The sequence below is a fragment of the Terrisporobacter hibernicus genome (assembly GCF_020809405.1).
In the GTDB taxonomy this organism is placed as follows: domain Bacteria; phylum Bacillota; class Clostridia; order Peptostreptococcales; family Peptostreptococcaceae; genus Terrisporobacter; species Terrisporobacter petrolearius.
Window position 1 is genome coordinate 2664100 of record NZ_CP081135.1, and the last position, 22323, is coordinate 2686422.

The window sequence follows — 22323 nt, forward strand, 5'->3', positions numbered from 1 at the left end:
AGAGGAAAATGTTTTTAATCAATATATTTTTTTAGGAGGTAAAAAACATGAAACATCAAGTTATACATACTAATAATGCACCAGCTGCAATAGGACCATATTCTCAAGCTGTTAAGGCTGGAAACTTATTATTTATATCAGGACAAGTTCCTTTTGTTCCAGAAACAATGGAAATAGTTGAAGGAGATGTAAAAGCACAAACTGCTCAATCATTAAAAAATCTTCAAGCTATATTAAAAGAAGCAGGAGCTGATTTTTCACATGTAGTTAAAACTACAGTATTCATAAAGGATATGAATGAGTTCGCTCAAATAAACGAAGTTTATGCTGAATATTTTGGAGAAAATAAACCAGCTAGAGCTTGTGTTGAAGTTGCTAGATTACCAAAAGACGTTAAGGTTGAAATAGAAATAATAGCAGTAGTTGAATAGTAAAATTTATAACATAAATTTAACACAAATGACCATCACAGATGGTCATTTTTTATTTATAATTAATATTATGGTATAAAATAACATACACGAAAAAAGGAGATGGGGACATGGAAACATCCATTCATGCAATAGCATGTAACAAGTTATTAATTCTATTTGCAACCATAGCTATTACAGGAATAATATGCAGCAAAGGTAGTGAATTAATAAATATACCGGATGTAGTATTGTTTTTGATTGTTGGTATCTTTTTAGGACCTTCAGTTCTAAAAATTATTGATATTACTCAGTTTCAACTAGAAAACCAACTAATATTAACATTTGGATCAGCATTTATTTTATATTTGGGAGGAAAAGAAGTTAGTTTAAAAGTCCTGAAAGATGTAAAAATTAGTGTATTTCTTTTATCTACACTTGGTGTTGTTATAACATCATTTTTGATGGCAAAAATTATAGGACTGAATTTTCAAACTAGTTTTATGACGTGTCTTTTAGCCGGTTCAATAATAGCGTCTACAGACCCAGCAACAATTGTGCCAATATTTAACCAAGTGAAAATTGATAAAAAAGTAAAACAAACAGTAATTAGTGAATCTGCATTAAATGATGCTACTGGGGCTATATTAACAGTGGCAGTTTTATCCATAATTATGGGAGGGCATTTTTCTGTAGAGGAAAATATATACAATCTTTGTATTATGGTTATAGTAGGGATAATAGTAGGTTTAATTACAGGACTAGTTTTATTATTCTTAGTAAATGACAGTCCTAAGGGGATATTTAAAGATTATACGCCTATAATATCTATACTATCCGTAATAATAGCATATGAGCTTTCTACCTATTTAGGTGGTAGTGGATATATGTCATGTTTTATAGTTGGTTTGGTGACAGGAAACAAACAGAACTTTAAATTATGGCTTAGCCAAAAACACTATGATGCAGATTGTAGTGTGGCAGAAACTCTAGGTACAATTTGTAGAATGTGCATATTTATAATATTGGGTAGTCAAGTTCAATTAGATGTATTGTTTAAATATTTCGTACCTTCGTTACTATCTGTTCTAGGTTTAATTTTTATAGTAAGACCTTTATGTGTACTAGCATGTACTTTAGTAGATAGAAAAGCAAAATGGAATAAAAACCAACTTATATTTATGATGTGGGTAAGGGAAACGGGAGTTATACCAGCAGCCCTTTGTGGTATAATTACTGCTATGAAGGTGCCTGGAAGTGAAATAATATCATCTATTGTTTTTATGACAATATTAATAACACTTATATTACAAGGAAGTACAACTAAGTTTGTAGCTAAAAAACTTGGTTTATTAGAAATGGAAGAGGAAGAAAGTGAAGAGGTAACATTAAATTAAGAATAAAAAATATAGTATAAATTATTTGTATTTATGCTATATTTTTTTTGTTTTAAGGGTATTTATTTATATGATAAAATATAAAGTGACTAAATAATAAAAAGAGGTAGAGTGAGTATGAAAAATTATAAATTGATAGTTACAGATATGGATGGAACTGTTTTAGGTGAAGACCATAAAATTACAGAGGAAAATAAAATTGCATTAAAAGAAGCAGAAAAAATGGGGATTAAAGTTGTCTTTGCTACAGGGAGATTTCATGATTCAGCTAAAGAACATGTTACTTTTTTAGACAATACAATGCCAATAATATCTTCTAATGGATCTATAATTAAACATCCAATAACAAATGAAGTTCTATATTCTAAGTTTATAGATAAAGATATATGTTTGAAAATAATGGATATTATAGACGAATATAATCTTAGATACCAAGTTTATACAGATGAAAAGATATTTCAAAAGTATGAGACTGAAGAAGAAAAAAGATTTATGAAAGAATTTATTCAAAAAAATTTTTCTGATAAGGCTAAAATAATATTTAAAAAAGACTTAAGAGAAGATGTTAAAAGTAGTAATGTTTTAAAGTTTAATGTTATGGAAATGGAAAAGGAAGATTTATTAGATAAAGTTAGAGCTGATTTACAATTTGTAAATAATATAGAAATTACATCTTCATGGAAAGGCAATTTAGAGATGATGAGTGAAGGCAGTCATAAAGGAAATGCTGTAGAGTACCTATCTAATTTATTAAAAATAGATAGAGAACAAATTATGGCTTTTGGAGACAATTACAATGATTTATCTATGATTGAATTTGCAGGAACAGGTGTGGCAATGGGAAATGCAGAAGAAGATGTGAAAAAAATTGCTAATCATGTAACAGATAAAAATGGAGATAGTGGGGTAGCTAAGGCTATAAATGATTTAATTTTACAAAAAGTTGTTAGTGCTTAATTAATAATTATGCTACTATTATAAGAAATGTAGATTAATAGGACAAATTATGTACTAAAGGGGGCAATTTAGATGAAGCTTTGGGGAGGACGTTTTAGAAGTGATGAAAATAAGTTAATGGAGGAATTTAATAAGTCCTTTGGTTTTGACTCGCTTTTATATAAAAAAGATATTGAGGGAAGTTTAGCTCATGTTCATATGCAAGTTAAGGTTAACTTGTTAAGTGAAGAAGAAGGAAAGATAATAATTGAAGGTCTAAAATCCATAGAAAAAGACATAGAAGAAGGAAAATTATCTCTTATAGGAAATTATGAAGATATTCATAGTTTTGTTGAGATAAATTTAATTGAGCGAGTTGGAGATGTAGGTAAGAAACTTCATACTGGAAGAAGTAGAAATGATCAAGTTGCTATAGATATGAGATTATTTGCAAAGGAAAAATGTAAAGAAATCATTTTTTATGTAGACAAATTAAAAAATACACTTAAAGAGGTAGCAAATAATAATCCGGTTATTATGCCTGGATATACTCATTTACAAAGAGCTCAAGTAGTTACGTTTAAACATCACCTTATGGCTTATTATAGTATGTTAGATAGGGATAGTAAAAGACTAAATAATGCTTTAGAAATTTTAGATGAATCGCCTTTAGGATGTGGAGCATTGGCTGGCACTACTCATAATATTGATAGAGATATTACTTGTGACATGTTGGGCTTTAAAAAGCCAGTAGACAATTTTATGGATGGTGTAAGTGATAGAGATTATTTATTGGAACTTATGAGTGATTTTTCTATAATAATGATGCATCTAAGCAGACTTAGTGAAGAACTAATACTTTGGAGTTCTCAAGAATTTAGATTTATTGAGTTAGATGATCTATATTCAACGGGTAGTTCTATAATGCCACAAAAGAAAAATCCTGATGGAGCAGAATTGATAAGAGGAAAAACAGGAAGAGTATATGGTAATTTGATTTCTCTATTGACAGTAATGAAGGGATTGCCTCTAGCTTATAACAAAGACATGCAGGAAGACAAAGAAGGATTTTTTGATAGTGTAAACACTATTTCTATGTGTCTTCAAATAATGGAGAGAATGATAGCTACATTGAAAATTAGAAGAGATAATATGAAAAAAGCTGTTAAAGGTGGTTTTTTAAATGCTACAGAGGTAGCAGATTATTTAGTAAATAAAAATGTTCCTTTTAGGGATGCTCATGGTATAGTGGGTAGAATTGTAATTTATTGTGAAGATAATAATAAATCTATAGAGGATTTATCTTTAGGTGAGTTGCAGAGTTTCTCTAAAGTTTTTGATGAAGATATATATGATTTTATTGATTATGAAAATATACTGGATAAAGGTATAAAGAAAAGTTTAAAATAATAAAAATAAGATGGATAATCCATCTTATTTTTTATTTTCTTTTAAAATTGACTGATTTTCTTCTTCTTCTTGCTTTTCTTTTCTTTATTATTTTAGAAATTATAAATATAATAAATAAAGAAATTAAAGCCAAAGCAAGTTTAATAGAATATTTTACAGTAGTATTTTCCGTAATAAATCCAAATAAGCTATTTAAATTATTTTTTGCTACTAAATTTATGGTTTTTTCTAAAGTTTTACCGTTGTATACATCAAGAGTACCTACTTTATCACCTTTTTTAATAGGCAAATCATAGTCTAAATTGACTTTTGCATTATAATTTTCAGATGCTTTACTTCCCTTTTCTAAAACAATTTTATAGTTGAATTCAGGTTCGTAAAGTAATTCTTTTTCCTCGGTAAATAGAACCCTTTTGCTTTTGGTATAATCAGCCTTGTTGATTATTGTTTGATTGTAGTAATTGTTAAAGGCATAATCTATAAGAGTTCTAGAGTCTGCATACACATCAGTACCAGCATCTTTATAAACTGCTGATATGACTCTCATGTCATTTTTTACGGCACTTGATAATAAGCATCTTCCTGCATCATCAGTATACCCTGTTTTTATCCCATCTACTATGTCGTATTTTATATCTACAGACTTTCCTTTATATTGAATTTTTTCCGTTGAAGTTAAAAACTTATTTGTATTAAAGAAAGTTCTTGTTATAAAACGTTTACTAGTAGGGGTATCGCACTTCTCAAAGGTTAATGATTTTGTGCTAACGATTTCTCTAATAAGGTCATTACTCATAGCTTGTCTTGCCATCAAAGCCATATCGTAAGCTGTTGTATAATGTTCTTTGTCAGGTAATCCATGAGGATTATTAAAATGAGTATTTTTTGCCCCTATTGCCCTTGCCTCTTTGTTCATTAAGTCAGCAAAAGCTTCTTTGGATCCGGATACATATTCAGCCAATACCTCTGCAGTATCATTTGAAGAATGTACAAGTAATCCTTGTAATAATTCTCGAACAGTAAATATTTCCCCTTTTTGTAAGTACATACTCGACCCATCTACAGAAAGATCTTTATCAATCTCAATAGAGTGGTCTAAATCTTTTACATTTTTTATAACTAGATAAGCAGTCCATATCTTTGTTGTTGATGCTGGATATATTTTTTTATTTCCTTTCTTCTCATAAAGCACTGTACCTGTTTCGTAGTCTAATACTACGGAGTTAGGTGAAGAAATAGATACATCTTTGCTATCAGCAAATACAGAAATTGGACCTGAAAAAGTTGTTATAGAAAAAAGAAATGCTAGCAAAAAAGATAAAAACTTTTTCATATGTAACCTCCCAATTTTAGTCTCGTCTTTTAGTATATCATATTTTTGTTAATAATTAAATTAAGGAGGGATAAAAATAGTGAATAAAAAGAAAATAATTGTTTTTATATTTATAATATTAATGTGCCCTGTTGGTTTGATTATTAAGGATAAGCTTCAATCAAAAGAAAATGTATATGTTTTGACAGAAGATGAGAAGCAACCTGAAAAAATTACTGAGGAAAAAGAAGAAAAAAAAGAAGAAAGTATTACCAATAAAAAAATAACGGTGTATATTAGTGGTGAAGTAAGTAAGCCGGGAATAGTATCTTTAAATGAAGGTGAAAGACTTGCAACAGCTGTCAAAAAAGTTGGAGGAACCACTAAAAAAGCTGATTTAGATGGTGTAAATATGGCTATTAAAGTGGAAGATGAAATGCATTATATAATTCCTAAAATAGGAGCAGTGGCTAAGCACAATGCTACTCAGGTTGTAAAGGAGGACGATGCTAATCAGGGTGAATCATCAAAAGCATCTCAAATAAACATAAATACAGCTACAATAGAAGAACTTGATACCTTGCCAGGAGTGGGAGAGGCTACAGCTAATAAAATAGTCAGTCACAGAGGTGAAAGTGGTGATTTTAAATCTATTGAAGAAATTAAGAATGTTAATGGTATAGGAGACAAAAAATTTGAAGACATGAAGGATTTAATATGTGTGAAATAAAATTATAACTTTTTATAAATAAAAAATTCTTCTTAGGGATTTTAAACCTAGGAAGAATTTTTTATGAAAAGTATTATTTATCAACAATATTGAAACTACTATCAGTTAAGTTAAATTTATTCTTTAAATTACTGCTTAAATATATCTTTTTATCTTTTGTAATAAAAATAGCATCAACGCCATCTAAGCTTTCTACTAATTTTAGGCCATCTTTAATGCCTAAACCAAATGTTGTTGTTGATAATGCATCACAAATAATTGATTTATCAGATACAATAGTAACGCTACTTAAATTATTATCAAAAGGATACCCTGTATGAGGGTCTAGCATATGATGATAAATTTTATTATTTTTTTCAAAATATCTCTCATAAATTCCAGAAGTAACAACAGATTTATTAGAAACTTTAATATTTCCTATAGAATTTCCACGAGGTTTAGTTGGATCCTGAACTCCTATGGAAAAAGGTTGATTATTTTCTTTATTACCAAGAACGTATATATTGCCACCTAAGTTAATTAAAGCACGTTCTAATTTTTCTTCTTTTAAGTATTCATATATTTTGTCTGCAGCATATCCTTTAGCGATACCGCCCAAATCTATTTTCATATTTTTCTTTGCTAATTTTACAGAGTGATTCTCATCATCTAAAAGTATATCTTTGTAATTAACTAAAGTTAGATTATCCTTAATTTCTTTTTCCTTAGGTATTTTTGCACTTTCTGTACCTATTCCCCATAAGCCAATGATAGGACCTACACTAATATCAAATGTATCGTTAGACATACTAGAGAATTTTATGGATTCTTTAATAACATAATATGTGTCATCGGATACTTTAACATGGTTTTTCCCGGCATTGTCATTTATTTTAGAAATTTCACTAGAAGCTATTTGGGAACTCATCTTATCGTCTATATCTTTTAATATTGCTTCACATTTTTTTAATATCCTATCCCCATCTTTTTTTGTAATATCGTATAAAGTTATTTCATTTATAGTTCCTAAATTATAGTAGGTATTTGAATACTTATCTTCTTTTTTGTTCTTAATTATTATAAAAAGACCAAATACTATAACTACAACTAAAATTAAAATTGATGGGAGTTTTTTCTTATTCATAATGATTCCTCCAATTTTTTATGTTATATTTAATTTAATATTTATAATTATATCATAAATATTTACAAATAATATTTATGATTAGGAGGTAGAAGGTTGAAAAAAAAAGACTTTATATTAATAATTGCAATTTTAATAGTTATAGCCACTACTTTTGGGATTAACTACTTTGTAAATACTAAAAGTGGAGACAATATAGAAATATATGTGGATAATAAGTTATACAAAACTTATAGTATTGATGATGAAGACGAAATCAAAATAGAAAGTCAAGAAGGATATAATATAATTAAAATTCATGATCATGGAGTTGAAATATCAGAGGCATCTTGCCCAGATAAAGTATGTGTTCACGCTGGTTTTATTACCAAGCCCAGCGAAAGTATAGTATGTCTACCAAACAAGGTTCATATAAAAATAACGACTCAGAACAAAGATAAAGATAAAAATAAAGAAGATGTTATATCGAATTAAAAATAGGAGGATAAAATGGTTAACTTAGGAAATGATTGGGATGAATTATTAAAAGAAGAGTTTGAAAAAGATTACTACGTAAAATTAAGAGAGTTTTTGATTGAAGAATATAAAAGCAGGATTATATATCCAAATATGTACAATATATTTGAATCGCTAAAACATACGTCCTATAAGGATACAAAGGTATTAATTTTAGGACAAGATCCATATCATGGAGAAAATCAAGCTCATGGATTAGCTTTTTCTGTACAACCAGGAGTTAGGACTCCACCATCTTTATTGAATATGTACAAAGAATTGAAGGATGACTTGGGATGTTTTATACCTAACAATGGTTATTTGATTCCTTGGTCAGATCAAGGTATATTATTATTAAACACTGCTCTTACAGTTAGAGCTGGAGAGGCAAATTCTCACCAAAATAAAGGTTGGGAAATATTTACTGATGAAATAATAAAGAAATTAAATGAAAGAGAAGAACCTGTAATTTTTGTATTGTGGGGAGGAAATGCTAGAAAGAAAAAAGTTTTTATCGACAGCAATAGACACTATATTCTAGAAGCTCCTCATCCAAGTCCATTATCTGCACATAGAGGATTCTTTGGTTGTAAACATTTTTCTAAAATAAATGACATACTTATAAGGTCAGGGAAGGATCCTATTGATTGGCAAATACCAAATTTATAAAATAATATGTTTTATTGTAACACCTTATCTCAAAATGTAATATCTTATATTGAGGTAAGGTGTTAATTATGAAGGTTAATATATTAAATAGTAAAAAAATTAGTGAAATGGTAAAAAATAATGAATTTAAATTAATAATTGATTTAAGAGAAGAAGAACTTTACTTAGAAGGACATTTACCAGAGGCGGTTAATATCCCTACAGGTGAAATAAATGATAACCTAGAACAAATTAGAAGTATTACAAATGAAGGCATATTGCTATACTGTGCTAATGGAAATCAAAGCATAACGGTGGGAAAAGTTCTTCTGTTAGATGGGTTTAATAATGTGTATAGTCTTGCTAATGGAATAAAAAATTACAGATATAAACTGTATAAATAATTTTAAACAAAAGGTAACATTTTTGTTAATTGTTGAACTTTGGTGAAAGAGTGCTTAAATGGTTGAAAAAACTAGATAAGCACTCTTTGTATTTTTTGTCAAGTTGACAGGTGATAAAAAACAGTTTACAATTTAGTAACAAAATAACTTTGGAAAATAATTTAAAGTTAAATAAAACTTAGGAGGAGATAGTTTGAGTTATATAAATAGAAAAGTAAAATCTATTATGTTATCGGGACTATTATCTATGGGGATTGTAACAGCAAATTATGTTGCCTTTAATAAAGAGGTTGTTTTAGTAGTTGATGGGCAAGAAATTGAAGTGAAGTCACTTCAACGAAACGTACAAGGTGTACTAGAAGAAAATGAAATAGATTATGATAAAAATGATATAATTAACCAAGACTTAGATACTTCCTTGAAAAATGGGATGAAAATAGAAGTTAGACAGGTTGAAAAAAAGACTATTACTGAAACGCAAAACATACCTTATGATACTGTTATAAAAAAAGATAATTCTTTATTAGAGGGTAAAATAGAGATATCACAAAAAGGGAAAAAAGGTACGAGAGAGCTTATATATGAAGCTATATACCAAAATGGTAGACTAGTAAGTAAAACCTTAGTAGAAAAAAATACAATAGAAAAATCTAAGGATAAGATAATTAAAAAGGGTACAAAAGAAAAGAAAAAGGCTAAAAGCACTAGTAAAAATACTAACACTAGTAAAAAGTCAAGTAGTGCTAAAAGTAGTTTAGGGAAGAAAGTAACAGTGTCAGCTACAGCTTACAGTGGACATACTATAACAGCTACAGGTACAGTTCCTAAATGGGGAACTATAGCAGTAGATCCGACTGTTATACCATATGGAACAAAGGTATATATACCTCAATTTGATAAGTATTTTATAGCTGAAGACTGTGGTGGAGGAATCAAAGGTAATAAAATCGATATATTTATGAATAGTGAATCTCAGTGTAATAACTGGGGTAAAAGAACAATAGATATATATATTGTTCAATAGATAAAAACCTTAAGGTGGACAACCATCTTAAGGTTTTTTTGTGCACTGAGATATTATAAATTATTTGATTTTTAGATAAATTATAATAATTACTATTTTAAAAGAAGCAAAGATGAATTCTTGTAATATAAAATGTTTCCAACAAACATGGTTTAAAGATAAGGAAATTTTTTATATTTTTGTATCAAAAACTAAAAATTAAAAGTTTAGTAATAGTATATTTTATTATTAAAAATATTAAATAAAGTATTTCTAATTATATAACTCAAATTAAATAATTAAAAGGATTTTAGAGGAGAAATCTTAAAAATAATGTTTACTTATACTAAATTTTAAATAAAATAATATAAACATAAGTGAAATGATATTGAAAAAATATTGAAAAATAGAGGTTTTTAATATGAAAAAAGTTCTTGCAATTTCATGAAAATATTTATATAATTTGATTCGTAAGTTTAATAAAACTAAATTAGAAAATTAGAAATAATAATCAATTGGTCAATGTAATATGCATGGGAAGGAGGAATGGAAATATGATTATTGAAAATAATAGCGTTAGATTAAGTGAAGATAATATACCCTTGTTACAAGGATTGAAGGATTATTCTAATAGGAATATAGCCTGCTTTGATGTACCTGGTCATGTTAAAAACAAAGGTGTGGAAATATTAAATGATTTTTTTGGAGACGATGTAATGAAAATGGATATAAACTCATCTCCATATATGGATAATGTATCTAAACCAAGTGGAATTATAAAAAAATCACAAGAGTTATTAGCACAAGCCTATGAATGTGATAAAGCCTTTTTTGTAACAAATGGAACTACACAAGGGATTCAAACTATGATTTTAAGTGTAATAAACCCTAACGACAAAATACTTTTACCTAGGAATATACATAAGTCGGTCATTAATTCATTAATACTTAGTGGAGGAGAACCTGTATATATTCAACCTGAATTTGATGAAGAATTAGGCATAAGTTTAAATGTAAGTTATTCAAGTGTGAAAAATGAGTTGGAAAAGAATAATGATATAAAAGCTATATTTTTATTAAACCCAACATATTATGGAGCTTGTTGTGAATTAGAAAAAATAATCAGCTTATGCAAAAGCCATTCAGTATTGGTATTAGTAGATGAAGCTCATGGAGCACATTTTCCATTTCATGATGATCTACCACCTTCGGCAATGAAGTTAAAAGCAGATATGGCAGCAGTTAGTATGCATAAAACAGGAGGTGCATTAACTCAAGCTTCTGTTTTACTAGTGAATGAAGAAAATATCCATGGAGAGAAAGTTAGTCAAACTTTAAACATGTTACAATCTACATCTGCATCCTACTTATTAATGTCAAGTATTGATGGAGCTAGATATAATTTAGTTAATAAGGGTAGATTACAATTATCTAAAGCTTTGAAAATTTCTCGATATGCTAAATATAAACTTAATAAAATACCAGGAATAAAGGTTATTAGTCATAAAAGTAGTAACAGAGAAGGAATGTATCTTCTTGATGAAACAAAACTTTGCATAAACGTTAAAAATTTAAATATAACTGGATTTAAAGTATACGATATCTTATATCAAGAATTTGATATACAGGTGGAATTAGGAGACTTGTATAACATTTTAGCTCTAATATCATTAGGAACTACCAAAGGAGATGTGGATAGACTTATAAATGCCATAGGTATAATTTCTAAGATGTACAAAAAAGATAGTATATTAAAGGGTGCTTCTATGAAACAAATAAATCCTATTGTGAAAATGAATCCACGAGATGCCTACTATAGCCAAAAGGAAAGTTTGGATATTGAAAATTCTATAAATAGAATTTGTGGAGAAAATATTATGGCATACCCACCAGGTATTCCTATAATATCACCGGGAGAAATAATAACTAAAGAAATTATAGACTATATAAAAGTTCTTAAAAGTAGTAATGCGCACTTAACAGATATGATAGATAAAGAACTAAATACAATTTTGGTAATAAAAGAAAAATAGAAAGAAGGAAGTGAATAATATGAAATTTGAAACATTAGGTCGTCATATATTAGTAGAATATTATAACTGCAATGAGGAGATGCTATCAAATCCAAAACTTATAGAAGAGTATATGAACAACTCTGCATTAAATGCAAAAGCAACGATAGTTGATTCAGTTTTTCACCATTTTAATCCATGGGGTGTATCAGGTGCAGTAATAATAGCTGAATCACATTTGACAATACACACATGGCCAGAATATGGTTATGCAGCAGCAGATTTCTTTACATGTGGAGATATTGATCCATGGAAAAGTTTTGAATTATTAGAAAAATTATTAGAAGCTGAAAGAAGTGAATCAACAGAAATACCAAGAGGATTAACAAGTAAAATACAAAAATTTGCAAAAAAAGATTTAGGCAAAATTAGTCATAAGCCAGAAGCTATATAAGCAAATTAATACCTAAATATAAAATAAAAATATAAAATAAAAATCGGAATAACATTTTAACATAAAAATAAAAATTATACAAATACAGAGATATAGATAATTATAAAATAACAAAATGGAGGAAGAATTATGGAATTTTGGTATACAGAAGAGTGGACAGACAATGTACGTTTTTCCATAAAGGTTGATAAACAACTTTTCAGTGGACAGTCAGATTTTCAAAGGGTAGATGTTTTTGAAAGTGAGGAATATGGGAAATTCTTAACATTAGATGGATTAATGATGGTAACTTACAAAGATGAGTTTATTTATCATGACATGATAGTTCATACTCCAATGGCAACTAATATGAACATTAAAAATGTATTAGTTATAGGTGGAGGAGATGGTGGAACAGTAAGAGAACTTACTAGATATACTCAAATTGAAAACATAGATATGGTTGAAATAGACAAAATGGTAGTAGATGTATCTAGGGAGTTTATAGATATTTGTGCATGCAAATTAGATGATGAAAGAGTTAACTTATATTATGAAGATGGAGTTGCTTTTGTAAAAAATTCTAAAGACAAAACTTATGATTTAATAATAGTTGATTCAACAGATCCAATAGGTCCAGGAGAAGGATTATTCTCTGTTGATTTCTATAATGATTGTTATAGAATACTGTCTGATGAAGGAATTCTTGTAAATCAAAATGAAAGTCCATATTTTGATTTTAATGCAAGAGAAATGAAAAGAGCTTATGAAAAAATAAATCATCTATTTCCTATAGCTAAAGTTTATCAAGCGCATATTCCAACATATCCATCTGGACATTGGTTATTTGGGTTTGCATCGAAAAAATATGATCCTATAAAAGACCAAAATAGAGAAAAATGGAAAGCTTTAGAGCTAAAAACTAAGTATTATAATAGCGATATTCATAGAGGAGCATTTATGTTACCTCAATATGTAAAGGATATGTTAAATGAAAAATAATAGATTTTATAATATTGGTCAGTTTATGGAAATGGAATGTGATTATGAAGAGTCAGATGTAATAGTATTTGGCGCTGGGTTTGATGGAACTACTTCTAATAGACCGGGAACTAGATTTGCAAGTAGTGCCATGAGAGGGGCGTTTTATGGACTAGAAACATATAGTCCTCTATTGGAGTTGGATTTACAAGATTTTAATATATGTGATATAGGTGATTTAGAGTTAAGTATAGGCAATACTGATAAAGTATTAAATGAAATATATGAAGGTACAAAAGAAATACTAAATGATGAAAAATTCCCATTTATGATAGGAGGAGAACACTTAGTTACTCTTCCTGCATTTCAAGCAATTAAAGAAAAATATGGAGATGTATATGTACTTCATTTTGATGCGCATACAGATTTACGAGAAGAGTACAATAATAATAAAAACTCTCATGCAACAGTAATAAAAAGAATTTGGGATATAACAGGTGATGGAAAAATATTTCAATTTGGAATAAGATCAGGTACTAGAGAAGAGTTTGAATTTGCTTTAAGAGAAAAACATACTTATATGGAAACTCATACTATAGATACTTTTTGGAAAATAGTATCCACATTAGGTGGCAAAAATGTTTATTTAACTATAGATTTGGATGTATTAGATCCATCCATATTCCCAGGAACAGGCACACCAGAACCTGGAGGGATAACATATAGGATGTTTGAACAAATATTTAAAATACTAAAAAACTCAAATATAAATTTAGTAGGCTGCGATATAGTAGAACTTAGTCCTGATTATGACACAAGCAACGTATCTACAATTGTAGCATGCAAAATACTAAGAGAATTATCTTTAGTTACTTCAGATAATTTAATAAAAAATCGTGAAAAAAAAGAAAAAAATAAACTTATATAAGGAGAAAAAAATGACGAGACATTTATTTACATCAGAATCAGTTACAGAGGGGCATCCAGATAAAATATGTGATCAAATATCAGATGCCATATTAGATGAATTATTAAAACAAGATCCTCTATCAAGGGTTGCTTGTGAAACTACTGTTACAACAGGCCTTGTATTGGTAGCGGGGGAAATAAGCACAAATGCATATGTTGATATACCTAAAGTTGTAAGAGAAACAATAAGGGAAATCGGATATGATAGAGCAAAATATGGATTTGATTGTGAGACTTGTGGTGTGTTAACAGCGATAGATGAACAATCATCAGATATTGCTATGGGAGTAGATGAATCTTTAGAAAATAGAATAGGTGAACAAAGTGAAGATGAAATTGAAGCTATAGGAGCAGGTGATCAAGGTATAATGTTTGGTTTTGCATGTAATGAAACAAAAGAATTAATGCCATTACCTATATCTTTAGCTCATAAATTATCAAGAAAATTAACAGAAGTCAGAAAAAATGGGACTTTAGATTTCTTAAGACCTGATGGTAAAACGCAGGTCACTGTAGAATACGAAGGAAATACTCCTCTTAGAGTTCACACTATACTTATATCTACTCAACACAGCGAAGATGTGGAAAATGAAACAATAAGAGAAAATTTAATTGAAAAAGTAATAAAAGAAGTAATACCATCTAATTTATTAGATGAAGAAACTAAAATATATATAAATCCAACGGGAAGATTTGTTATAGGTGGACCTCAAGGGGATACAGGTCTTACAGGAAGAAAAATAATAATCGATACTTATGGGGGATATTCAAGACATGGTGGTGGAGCATTCTCTGGTAAAGATGCAACTAAAGTTGATAGATCAGCTGCATATGCAGCAAGATATGTGGCTAAAAATATAGTTGCAGCAGGACTTGCTGATAAATGTGAAATAGAGCTGGCTTATGCTATAGGAGTGGCAAAACCTCTATCTATATTTGTTGATACTTTTGGAACTGGTAAAGTTAGCAATGAAGTTTTGGTTGAGCTTATAAATAAGCATTTTGATTTAAGACCAGGCGCAATAATTAGAGACTTAGAACTTAGAAAACCTATATTCAAAAATACAGCAGCATATGGACATTTTGGAAGAATTGACCTAGGTGTTACTTGGGAAAAAACTGATAAAGCAGAAATACTTAGATTGGAAGCTTTAAACAAATAATTAAAAAGGAGCGAATTAGCTATTTTATAGATAATTCGCTCCTTTTTATTTGTGACAATATGACTTAATACAAAGTATAAAAATAAGGTATAATAAACTATAATTAAGATGTATTTATGTGGAATTGAAAATTAATTATACAGATTGTCTTTTAATCTTATAAAAGATAACTTATAATAATATTTATTTAAAAATCAAGGAGAATGTATATATGAAAGATTTTACCATGAGAACAAGCCTTATTGTTGGAGATGAGGGTATAGATAAGTTAGAAAAATCAAATGTTATAGTATTTGGAGTAGGTGGAGTGGGAAGTTTTGCTACAGAAGCTTTAGTTCGTGCTGGAATTGGAAACATAACTATAGTAGATTTTGATGATGTGGATATAACTAATATAAATAGACAACTACCAGCTCTACACTCTACAGTAGGAAAATTAAAAGTAGATGTTATGAAAGAAAGATTATTAGATATTAATCCAGATTTAAATATAAGAGCTATAGCTAAAAAATATAATAAAGAAACTACAGACGAAATACTAATAGAAAATTATGACTATGTGGTAGATGCAATAGATATGGTTACATCTAAAATTTTATTGGTTGAAGAATGTAACAAAAAAGGATTAAGATTAGTATCATCTATGGGAATGGGAAATAAGTTAGACCCAACAAAAATAGTAGTTACGGACATACATAAAACTCATACTTGTCCACTTGCCAAAGTAATGAGAAAAGAATTAAAAGATAGAAGGATTAAAAAACTTAAAGTAGTTTATTCTGAAGAGCAACCACAAGAACTAAAGAAAAAAATAATGAATGGAAGAAAGGTTACTCCAGGAAGTACTTCATTTGTACCATCTGTAGGAGGACTAATAATTGCCTCAGTTGTTGTAAATGATTTAATTAATAAATAATATAAAAAAGCCCTCTTGAGGGCTTTTTTTATATATAAGTATTTTTTTGGAATTGTAGATTATTATAAATTTATACCTATTTGAAAATAACTAGGGAAGTAGTATGTATAAGAATAATGTATTAATAGTATCTTCTTTAGTTTATGATTACTTATAATTTTTAGTAGTAAAAATCTTGTATCCATCGCTATAAAATATTAAATCGCCATTAACGTCAGTACGAATAGCTTTTGCTCCGTATTTTTTTAAAGTATCTAAAGTTGATTTATGTGGATGCCCATATTGATTTTTGTAACCACAAGAAATTGCTGCAATGGAAGGGCTGGTGTCTTTTACAAAATTATCAGTAGAAGAAGAACTACTTCCATGGTGAGCAACTTTTAAAAAGTCAACATCTTCAAGTTCAAATGAATTAGCCATCTCAATCTCGTTTGTTTCTTCGCAGTCTCCTGTAAATAAAAAGTCCATGTTTTTATATTCTAAATTGAATACAATGGAATTTTGATTATTATTATCCTGTATGTAGGAAGGACTAAGTACATTTAAAAGTGTAGTACTGTTTATTTTTACTGAGTCACCTTTACTTAAATGATTGATTTTAAGTTTTTTATTTTTGCAAGCATTTACAAGATCATAATAATGAGATGAATCATCTTTTTGGTTTGGTGTATAAACTTTCTTTACGTCAAAATTATTAATAATTTCGTCTAAACTACCAATGTGATCCTTATCTAAGTGAGTAGCTATAATTATGTCTAAATTATTTACTTTATTCAATTTTAAATAAGCTTTTATAATTTTATAAGTGTTGTCATCTCCACCATCAACTAATATATTTTGATTTTGAGGAGTTTTTATTAAAATACAATCTCCTTGTCCTACATCTATAATATGTACAGATAAAAAATCTTTATATCTGTCGCAACCACAACATAAAGTAAGAAGTAAAGCTATAATCATACATTTAATTTTTTTTATCAAAAATAAACCCTCCCAATAATTAGTCTTCATATTTTATTCACAATTATTAATTAAAATAAGACTTATTATACATCTACAATATTAAAAACAAAAAAATTAAAATTTTTTGTTTACTTTGGATAAAAGTGCTATTATATACAATGAATAAAATAAAAAACTTATTTGAATTCAAATAAAAATGTTTATATATGCATTGTTGGGGTATTATATATATTAAATTCAATTTTGAGCGAAAATATTTAATAATAAAATACAAATGTAAAATTACTATTTAACATAGAATTTGTAGCAGTAAATTAGGAGGAAATTATGATTTTTAAAAATATAAATATGGAATCCAGAGAAATGCTTAATCCATATTTCGATTTAGTAGATTATGAAGCGTGTGAATATTGTTTCAATACATTATATATGTGGCAGCATTTATATAAAACTGGTTATTATATAGGAGATGGATTTGCAGTAATAGTTGCAGAATATGAAGGAAATACATTTTCAATATTACCATTAGCTAAAAAAGAAGATATGCCAAGAGTTATACAATTTGTTGTTGATTACTTTGAAAAAGAACAAAAGAAAATCTATTTTAGAGGTATAACACAAGAAGTAGTAGATTTCTTAAAAGAAAATTACCCAGGAAAATTCAATTATATTGAAGAAAGAGATTTATTTGATTATGTTTATGATGGGGAAAGCATGAGAGAACTAAAGGGTAGAAAGAACGTAAAGAAAAGAAATCATATAAATTACTTCAAAAAAGAATATGAAGGAAGATACGAATATAGATTACTTGATGAAAAAGATTTTGACGCTTGTTTAGAACTAGTACAAGAATGGACTAGTAATAAAGAAGAAAATAATGCTGTAGATGAAGAGATGGAAGAAGAGCTTATTGGAATTAAGAAGCTATTTGAAAACTACAGTGTTTTAAAAGATAAACTTAAAATAGCTGGAATATTCATAGACGGAAAATTAGAAGCTTTTACAATGGGAGAGTATATTAACCCTAATATGGCCTTAATTCATATAGAAAAAGCTAATCCAGTCATAAGAGGATTATATCCATTTATAAATCAACAATTTTTAGTTCATGAATTTAGTGATGCAGAATTTGTAAATAGAGAAGAAGATTTAGGGATAGAAGGACTTAGAAAGGCAAAACTTTCTTATCACCCAGTTAGATTTGTAGAAAAATATACTGTTAGAGAGGTATAAGATTTATGAAGATTAGGTTTGCTAGGGAATGTGACCAAAATAATATAATGAAAATTTGGAACTATTGTTTTAATGATGGTCCTAAATTTACAGATTATTATTTTAATAATAAATATAAAAATTATAACACAATAGTAGTTGAGGAAGAGGCAAATATAGTCTCTTCTCTTCAATTAAATCAATATAAGATAAGATTAAATGATAAAGAATATGAAACGTCTTATGTTGTAGGAGTATCTACCTTGCCAGAAGCTAGGGGTAGAGGATATATGAAACATATTATGAACTTTACTTTAAATGAGTTATATAAAAAAGAACAGCTTGTTTCAATTTTGATGCCAATAGATTATAGATTGTATAGAAAATATGGATATGAGCATTGTTATGATCAAATAGAGTATGAAATTAATATAGAAGACTTGGGTGGATTTAAATCATCGGGAAGTTTAATAAAGGCTACTTCAGATCATATTAATGAGATGATAAGTATAGAAAGATCTTTCTTAGTAAATTTAAATGGAAAAGTAATAAGGGATGAAGATTACTATAAAAATTTATTCAAAGAAATAGAAAGTGAAGATGGACATATTTATATTCATAGAAATGAGGAAAGTGATGGATATATAATATACTTTATAAATGGAGACAATATTTTCGTTAGAGAATTATATTATAAAAATTTGAATGCTCTTAAGGGAATGTTGAGATTTATATACAACCATAATACTCAATGCAAAAAAGTAAATATAACATCACCTTTAGATGATAAGATAAGATTTGTTTTATCAAATCCTAGAACTGTTACTATGAAATTAAAACCTTTTATGATGGGAAGAGTTATTAATTTTAAGAAATATTTAGAAAGTTTATATATAGAAGGTAACGATAAATTAAGTGTAATTATTTCTATTAAAGATAATTATATAAATGAAAATAATAAAATATTTAAAATTACTCTAGAAAATAATAAGCTAATTGTGGAAGATGGTAACTTTGATTATGATGTGGAGTTCGACATAAATACTATATCTCAACTAGCATTTTCTTATATCAACTCAAAAGAAGCTTATTTATTAAACAACTTAAAAGAAAATAAAGAGGTTATAAAATTTTTGGATTTAGTTTTTGTTAAAAAAGAAAATTATATAAATGAATATATATAAAAAGACAGCTAAAGGCTGTCTTTTTTAGGTGTAAATATAACTTTATAAAAAGCATATCTTCTTGTGTGAAGATGTGTTTTTTAAATTTCTAATTACTTGGGAAAGGTATTTACCTAAAATTTCATATGGTTCATGAGTTATTTTTAAAGAAGTATATTTTTTATTTAATAGAAATGTATAATATGTTTGAAAAAATTTAAGATGATGATAATAAAAATAAATAAAAAATTATGGAGGAAAGATGAGAAGACCAATATTAATATTGTTCATATTTTTATTGTTCATATCTTACAGTTATACAAATAACAAATCCTTAGACCAAATTAAAGATAAAGAAAATATAACTATAGAAGGTGTTGTAAAGGATAAAATTGAAAAAGATAAATATGATCAATATAAAATAGAAAAATACTTAGTAAATGATTATAGTAAAAAACTAGACATAAAAATAGGTAAAATAGTTGAAATAAATGGAAGCATTAAAAGTTTAGATAAAATGAACTTTGATGATTTTAATTATGGTAGATATATTAAAAGTATGGGATTTAAAGGTATTATAACTGCAAAATATTATAAAATACAAGGAGATAACAAATTTTATACTTTTGTAGGTAATACAAAAACTTATTTGAGTGATACATTTAGATATTTATATAAAGATAAATCTGATTTTATTAATTCCTTAATATTAGGGCAAAAGGAAAACTTGAGTAAAGAAGAAAAAGACATGTTTTCAAAAACTGGTACTAGTCATGTAATAGCTATATCTGGACTTCACACAGGTATACTATGCACTATGATTGCAATTATTATAAAGGGAATTAATAAATTTTATAAACTTATAATTTTAACAATTATAATGATTTTATACAGTATATTGATTGGATTTTCTCCATCTATAAGTAGATCTATAGTCTTTGTTGTAATTATGTATCTGGCCATATTCATAGAAGAAAAGAGAGATGGAATATGCACACTATCATTAATAGGTGCGTTTTTGATTGTGAATAATCCTTATGTAATTTATAATATATCTTTTCAATTATCTTTTTTAGCAACTTTATCTATTATATATTTTTATAAAATAATAAATAAATACCTTAAAATAAGCATAATATCCATAAGTATAAGTGCTAATATACTAACTTTGCCAATTATATATTATGTGTTCCAAGGAATACCGGTTTTATTCCTTATTGGTAACATGATTGTTGTTCCTGTAATTGGTATAGTAATGAATTTAAGTATAATTAGTGTGATTTTATTTAAATTTAGTATTTTAATATCAAAAATTTTAGCATATTTAAGCAAAAGTATTATTATTATGGTATATTATTTATTAGACAAACTCGCAGGGAATAAATTAGCATATATAGAAATTAACAATCCTAAATTATTTTATGTAACTTTTTATTACATTTTAATTTTTTCGTATATGATATATAGAGAGTTAAAAATTATGAAGGAGCAAGAAAATGGATTACAAGGATATTATAAGGAATATTAAAAATAAAAATTTTGAAAATATATATCTTTTATATGGTAGAGAGTATTACTTAATTGATAATGCCATAAAAAGCTTTAAAGAAAGCCTTAATGAGTCTATGATTGATTTTAATTTAGATATAATAGATGGTAAAGAAGTTTTTTTTGATCAATTGCTAAGCTCTATAGAAACTCTTCCTTTTATGGATGATAAAAAAATTACTATAGTAAAGGATTTTGAACTATTAAAAGGAAAAAGAAAGAATCTTTCTGAAGGTGATGAAAAATACTTGGTAGATTACTTGGATAATATATCAGAAAGTACAGTTTTAGTATTTGTCGTGTACGGAGAAATAGACAAAAGAAAAAAGATAGTAAAAAAAATACAAGAAAAAGGTGTTGTATTTAACTGTGATAAAATTTCTGATATGGATCTATTTAAATGGACAAAAAGAAAATTTGAAAGTTTTGGTTCTATAATAGAAAATGCTCAAGTTATGTACTTTATTGAATCTCAAGGATATAGAGATAAAAATAGTGAAAAGACTTTATCAGACCTGGAAAATGAAATAATTAAAATTAGCTCCTTTGTAGGCAAAGAAAATAAAGTAAATAATGAGATTATAGATAGGCTCTCTCAAAAGAAAATAGAAAATGATATTTTTAAACTTATAGACTATATGGGAGAAAAGAATTCTTCATCAGCCATAAAAATATTGAATGATATGATTAGTGAAGGCGAATCTGTTCTTGGAATATTTGCTATGATAAGTAGACAATTTAAAATTGTTCTTCAGGTTAGAAGCTTACAAATAGAGGGAACACCTGTAAATGATATTTGTGAAAAACTTAGTTTGAGACAATTTGTTGTTAATAAAGCATTAAAACAAAGTCGTAACTTTTCTGATGATATAATAATAGATATGTTAAACTTTATATTAGAAAATGATTTTAAAATTAAAAATGGATTAATAAAGGATACTTTGGCTATAGAAATACTAGTCAGTAAGTATTGCCAACGAAACATTAGTTAAAAGCCTTAGTTAAAATGCTAAGGCTTTTTTGTTTGTGGGGATGGGGTAGTAAGATAATATTAAATTAAAGCAATAAAAAACCCTTGATATAAAATCAAGGGTT

The 22323-nt window shown here is 27.5% G+C and carries 22 protein-coding genes; 19 read left to right on the forward strand and 3 right to left on the reverse strand.

Annotated elements, in window-relative coordinates; genetic code table 11:
* Window positions 1-47: 47 nt before the first annotated feature.
* The 4 genes from JW646_RS12960 (at window position 48) to argH (ending at window position 4153) form a co-directional block, all read left to right on the forward strand.
* Window positions 48-431: a RidA family protein gene (locus JW646_RS12960; RefSeq protein ID WP_018591515.1), complete on the forward strand. Its 384-nt coding sequence runs from the start codon at window positions 48-50 to the stop codon at window positions 429-431.
* Between the two features lie 110 nt (window positions 432-541).
* Entirely contained in the window at window positions 542-1807 is a 1266-nt protein-coding gene (locus JW646_RS12965) for a cation:proton antiporter (RefSeq protein WP_228415392.1), read from the forward strand.
* A 117-nt stretch (window positions 1808-1924) separates the two neighbouring features.
* On the forward strand, window positions 1925-2764 hold the full coding sequence (locus JW646_RS12970) for a Cof-type HAD-IIB family hydrolase (RefSeq protein ID WP_228415393.1): 840 nt from the start codon (window positions 1925-1927) through the stop codon (window positions 2762-2764).
* A gap of 72 nt (window positions 2765-2836) precedes the next feature.
* The gene (argH, locus tag JW646_RS12975; protein WP_228415394.1) at window positions 2837-4153 is read left to right on the forward strand and encodes an argininosuccinate lyase; all 1317 of its coding nucleotides are present in this window, start codon (window positions 2837-2839) and stop codon (window positions 4151-4153) included.
* Window positions 4154-4184: 31 nt separating this feature from the next.
* On the opposite strand, the gene JW646_RS12980 is transcribed toward argH, so the two are convergent.
* Window positions 4185-5486, reverse strand: a complete 1302-nt coding sequence (locus JW646_RS12980; protein ID WP_228415395.1) for a D-alanyl-D-alanine carboxypeptidase family protein — start codon at window positions 5484-5486, stop codon at window positions 4185-4187.
* A gap of 79 nt (window positions 5487-5565) precedes the next feature.
* Between JW646_RS12980 and JW646_RS12985 the strand changes: the two genes are divergently transcribed.
* Entirely contained in the window at window positions 5566-6195 is a 630-nt protein-coding gene (locus JW646_RS12985; protein ID WP_228415396.1) for a helix-hairpin-helix domain-containing protein, read from the forward strand.
* 73 nt (window positions 6196-6268) lie between these two features.
* Here the strand turns inward: JW646_RS12985 and JW646_RS12990 are convergent, their stop codons facing one another.
* Complete coding sequence (locus JW646_RS12990; protein ID WP_074914793.1) at window positions 6269-7318, reverse strand: FAD:protein FMN transferase; 1050 nt, start codon at window positions 7316-7318, stop codon at window positions 6269-6271.
* Between the two features lie 96 nt (window positions 7319-7414).
* Between JW646_RS12990 and JW646_RS12995 the strand changes: the two genes are divergently transcribed.
* The 10 genes from JW646_RS12995 to JW646_RS13040 all read left to right on the forward strand — a co-directional run bounded on the left by JW646_RS12995 (window position 7415) and on the right by JW646_RS13040 (window position 16342).
* The gene (locus tag JW646_RS12995; RefSeq protein WP_074914795.1) at window positions 7415-7792 is read left to right on the forward strand and encodes a NusG domain II-containing protein; all 378 of its coding nucleotides are present in this window, start codon (window positions 7415-7417) and stop codon (window positions 7790-7792) included.
* Between the two features lie 15 nt (window positions 7793-7807).
* Entirely contained in the window at window positions 7808-8482 is a 675-nt protein-coding gene (locus JW646_RS13000) for a uracil-DNA glycosylase (protein WP_228415397.1), read from the forward strand.
* A gap of 68 nt (window positions 8483-8550) precedes the next feature.
* On the forward strand, window positions 8551-8865 hold the full coding sequence (locus tag JW646_RS13005; protein ID WP_074914799.1) for a rhodanese-like domain-containing protein: 315 nt from the start codon (window positions 8551-8553) through the stop codon (window positions 8863-8865).
* A 193-nt stretch (window positions 8866-9058) separates the two neighbouring features.
* Entirely contained in the window at window positions 9059-9889 is an 831-nt protein-coding gene (locus JW646_RS13010) for a 3D domain-containing protein (RefSeq protein ID WP_228415398.1), read from the forward strand.
* 533 nt (window positions 9890-10422) lie between these two features.
* A complete protein-coding gene (locus JW646_RS13015) occupies window positions 10423-11901 on the forward strand; it encodes an aminotransferase class I/II-fold pyridoxal phosphate-dependent enzyme (protein WP_228415399.1) in 1479 nt (492 codons plus the stop codon).
* Between the two features lie 19 nt (window positions 11902-11920).
* Window positions 11921-12334 carry an adenosylmethionine decarboxylase gene (speD, locus tag JW646_RS13020; protein WP_074914803.1) on the forward strand — a complete coding sequence of 138 codons (414 nt, stop codon included), beginning with the start codon at window positions 11921-11923 and terminating at the stop codon, window positions 12332-12334.
* Window positions 12335-12463: 129 nt separating this feature from the next.
* Complete coding sequence (gene speE, locus JW646_RS13025; RefSeq protein WP_228415400.1) at window positions 12464-13315, forward strand: polyamine aminopropyltransferase; 852 nt, start codon at window positions 12464-12466, stop codon at window positions 13313-13315.
* A complete protein-coding gene (speB, locus tag JW646_RS13030) occupies window positions 13305-14222 on the forward strand; it encodes an agmatinase (protein ID WP_228415401.1) in 918 nt (305 codons plus the stop codon). The genes speE and speB overlap by 11 nt, the downstream gene beginning before the upstream one ends.
* Window positions 14223-14232: 10 nt before the next feature.
* Window positions 14233-15426 (forward strand): methionine adenosyltransferase, encoded by a 1194-nt coding sequence (metK, locus tag JW646_RS13035; protein WP_228415402.1) that lies wholly within the window; start codon window positions 14233-14235, stop codon window positions 15424-15426.
* A 211-nt stretch (window positions 15427-15637) separates the two neighbouring features.
* Complete coding sequence (locus tag JW646_RS13040) at window positions 15638-16342, forward strand: tRNA threonylcarbamoyladenosine dehydratase (RefSeq protein WP_228415403.1); 705 nt, start codon at window positions 15638-15640, stop codon at window positions 16340-16342.
* A gap of 147 nt (window positions 16343-16489) precedes the next feature.
* Here JW646_RS13040 and JW646_RS13045 read toward each other — a convergent pair whose 3' ends face one another.
* Window positions 16490-17323, reverse strand: coding sequence for a ComEC/Rec2 family competence protein (locus JW646_RS13045; protein WP_331478021.1), 834 nt, complete (start codon window positions 17321-17323; stop codon window positions 16490-16492).
* Window positions 17324-17632: 309 nt separating this feature from the next.
* On the opposite strand from JW646_RS13045, the gene JW646_RS13050 reads away from it, so the two are divergent.
* The 4 genes from JW646_RS13050 (at window position 17633) to holA (ending at window position 22220) form a co-directional block, all read left to right on the forward strand.
* On the forward strand, window positions 17633-18538 hold the full coding sequence (locus JW646_RS13050) for a DUF2156 domain-containing protein (protein ID WP_074914812.1): 906 nt from the start codon (window positions 17633-17635) through the stop codon (window positions 18536-18538).
* Between the two features lie 5 nt (window positions 18539-18543).
* Window positions 18544-19701, forward strand: coding sequence for a GNAT family N-acetyltransferase (locus JW646_RS13055; protein WP_228415404.1), 1158 nt, complete (start codon window positions 18544-18546; stop codon window positions 19699-19701).
* Between the two features lie 241 nt (window positions 19702-19942).
* Complete coding sequence (locus JW646_RS13060) at window positions 19943-21208, forward strand: ComEC/Rec2 family competence protein (protein WP_228415405.1); 1266 nt, start codon at window positions 19943-19945, stop codon at window positions 21206-21208.
* Window positions 21177-22220 carry a DNA polymerase III subunit delta gene (gene holA, locus JW646_RS13065; protein ID WP_228415406.1) on the forward strand — a complete coding sequence of 348 codons (1044 nt, stop codon included), beginning with the start codon at window positions 21177-21179 and terminating at the stop codon, window positions 22218-22220. Before JW646_RS13060 ends, holA begins: the two co-directional genes overlap by 32 nt.
* The last annotated feature ends 103 nt before the right edge of the window (window positions 22221-22323 follow it).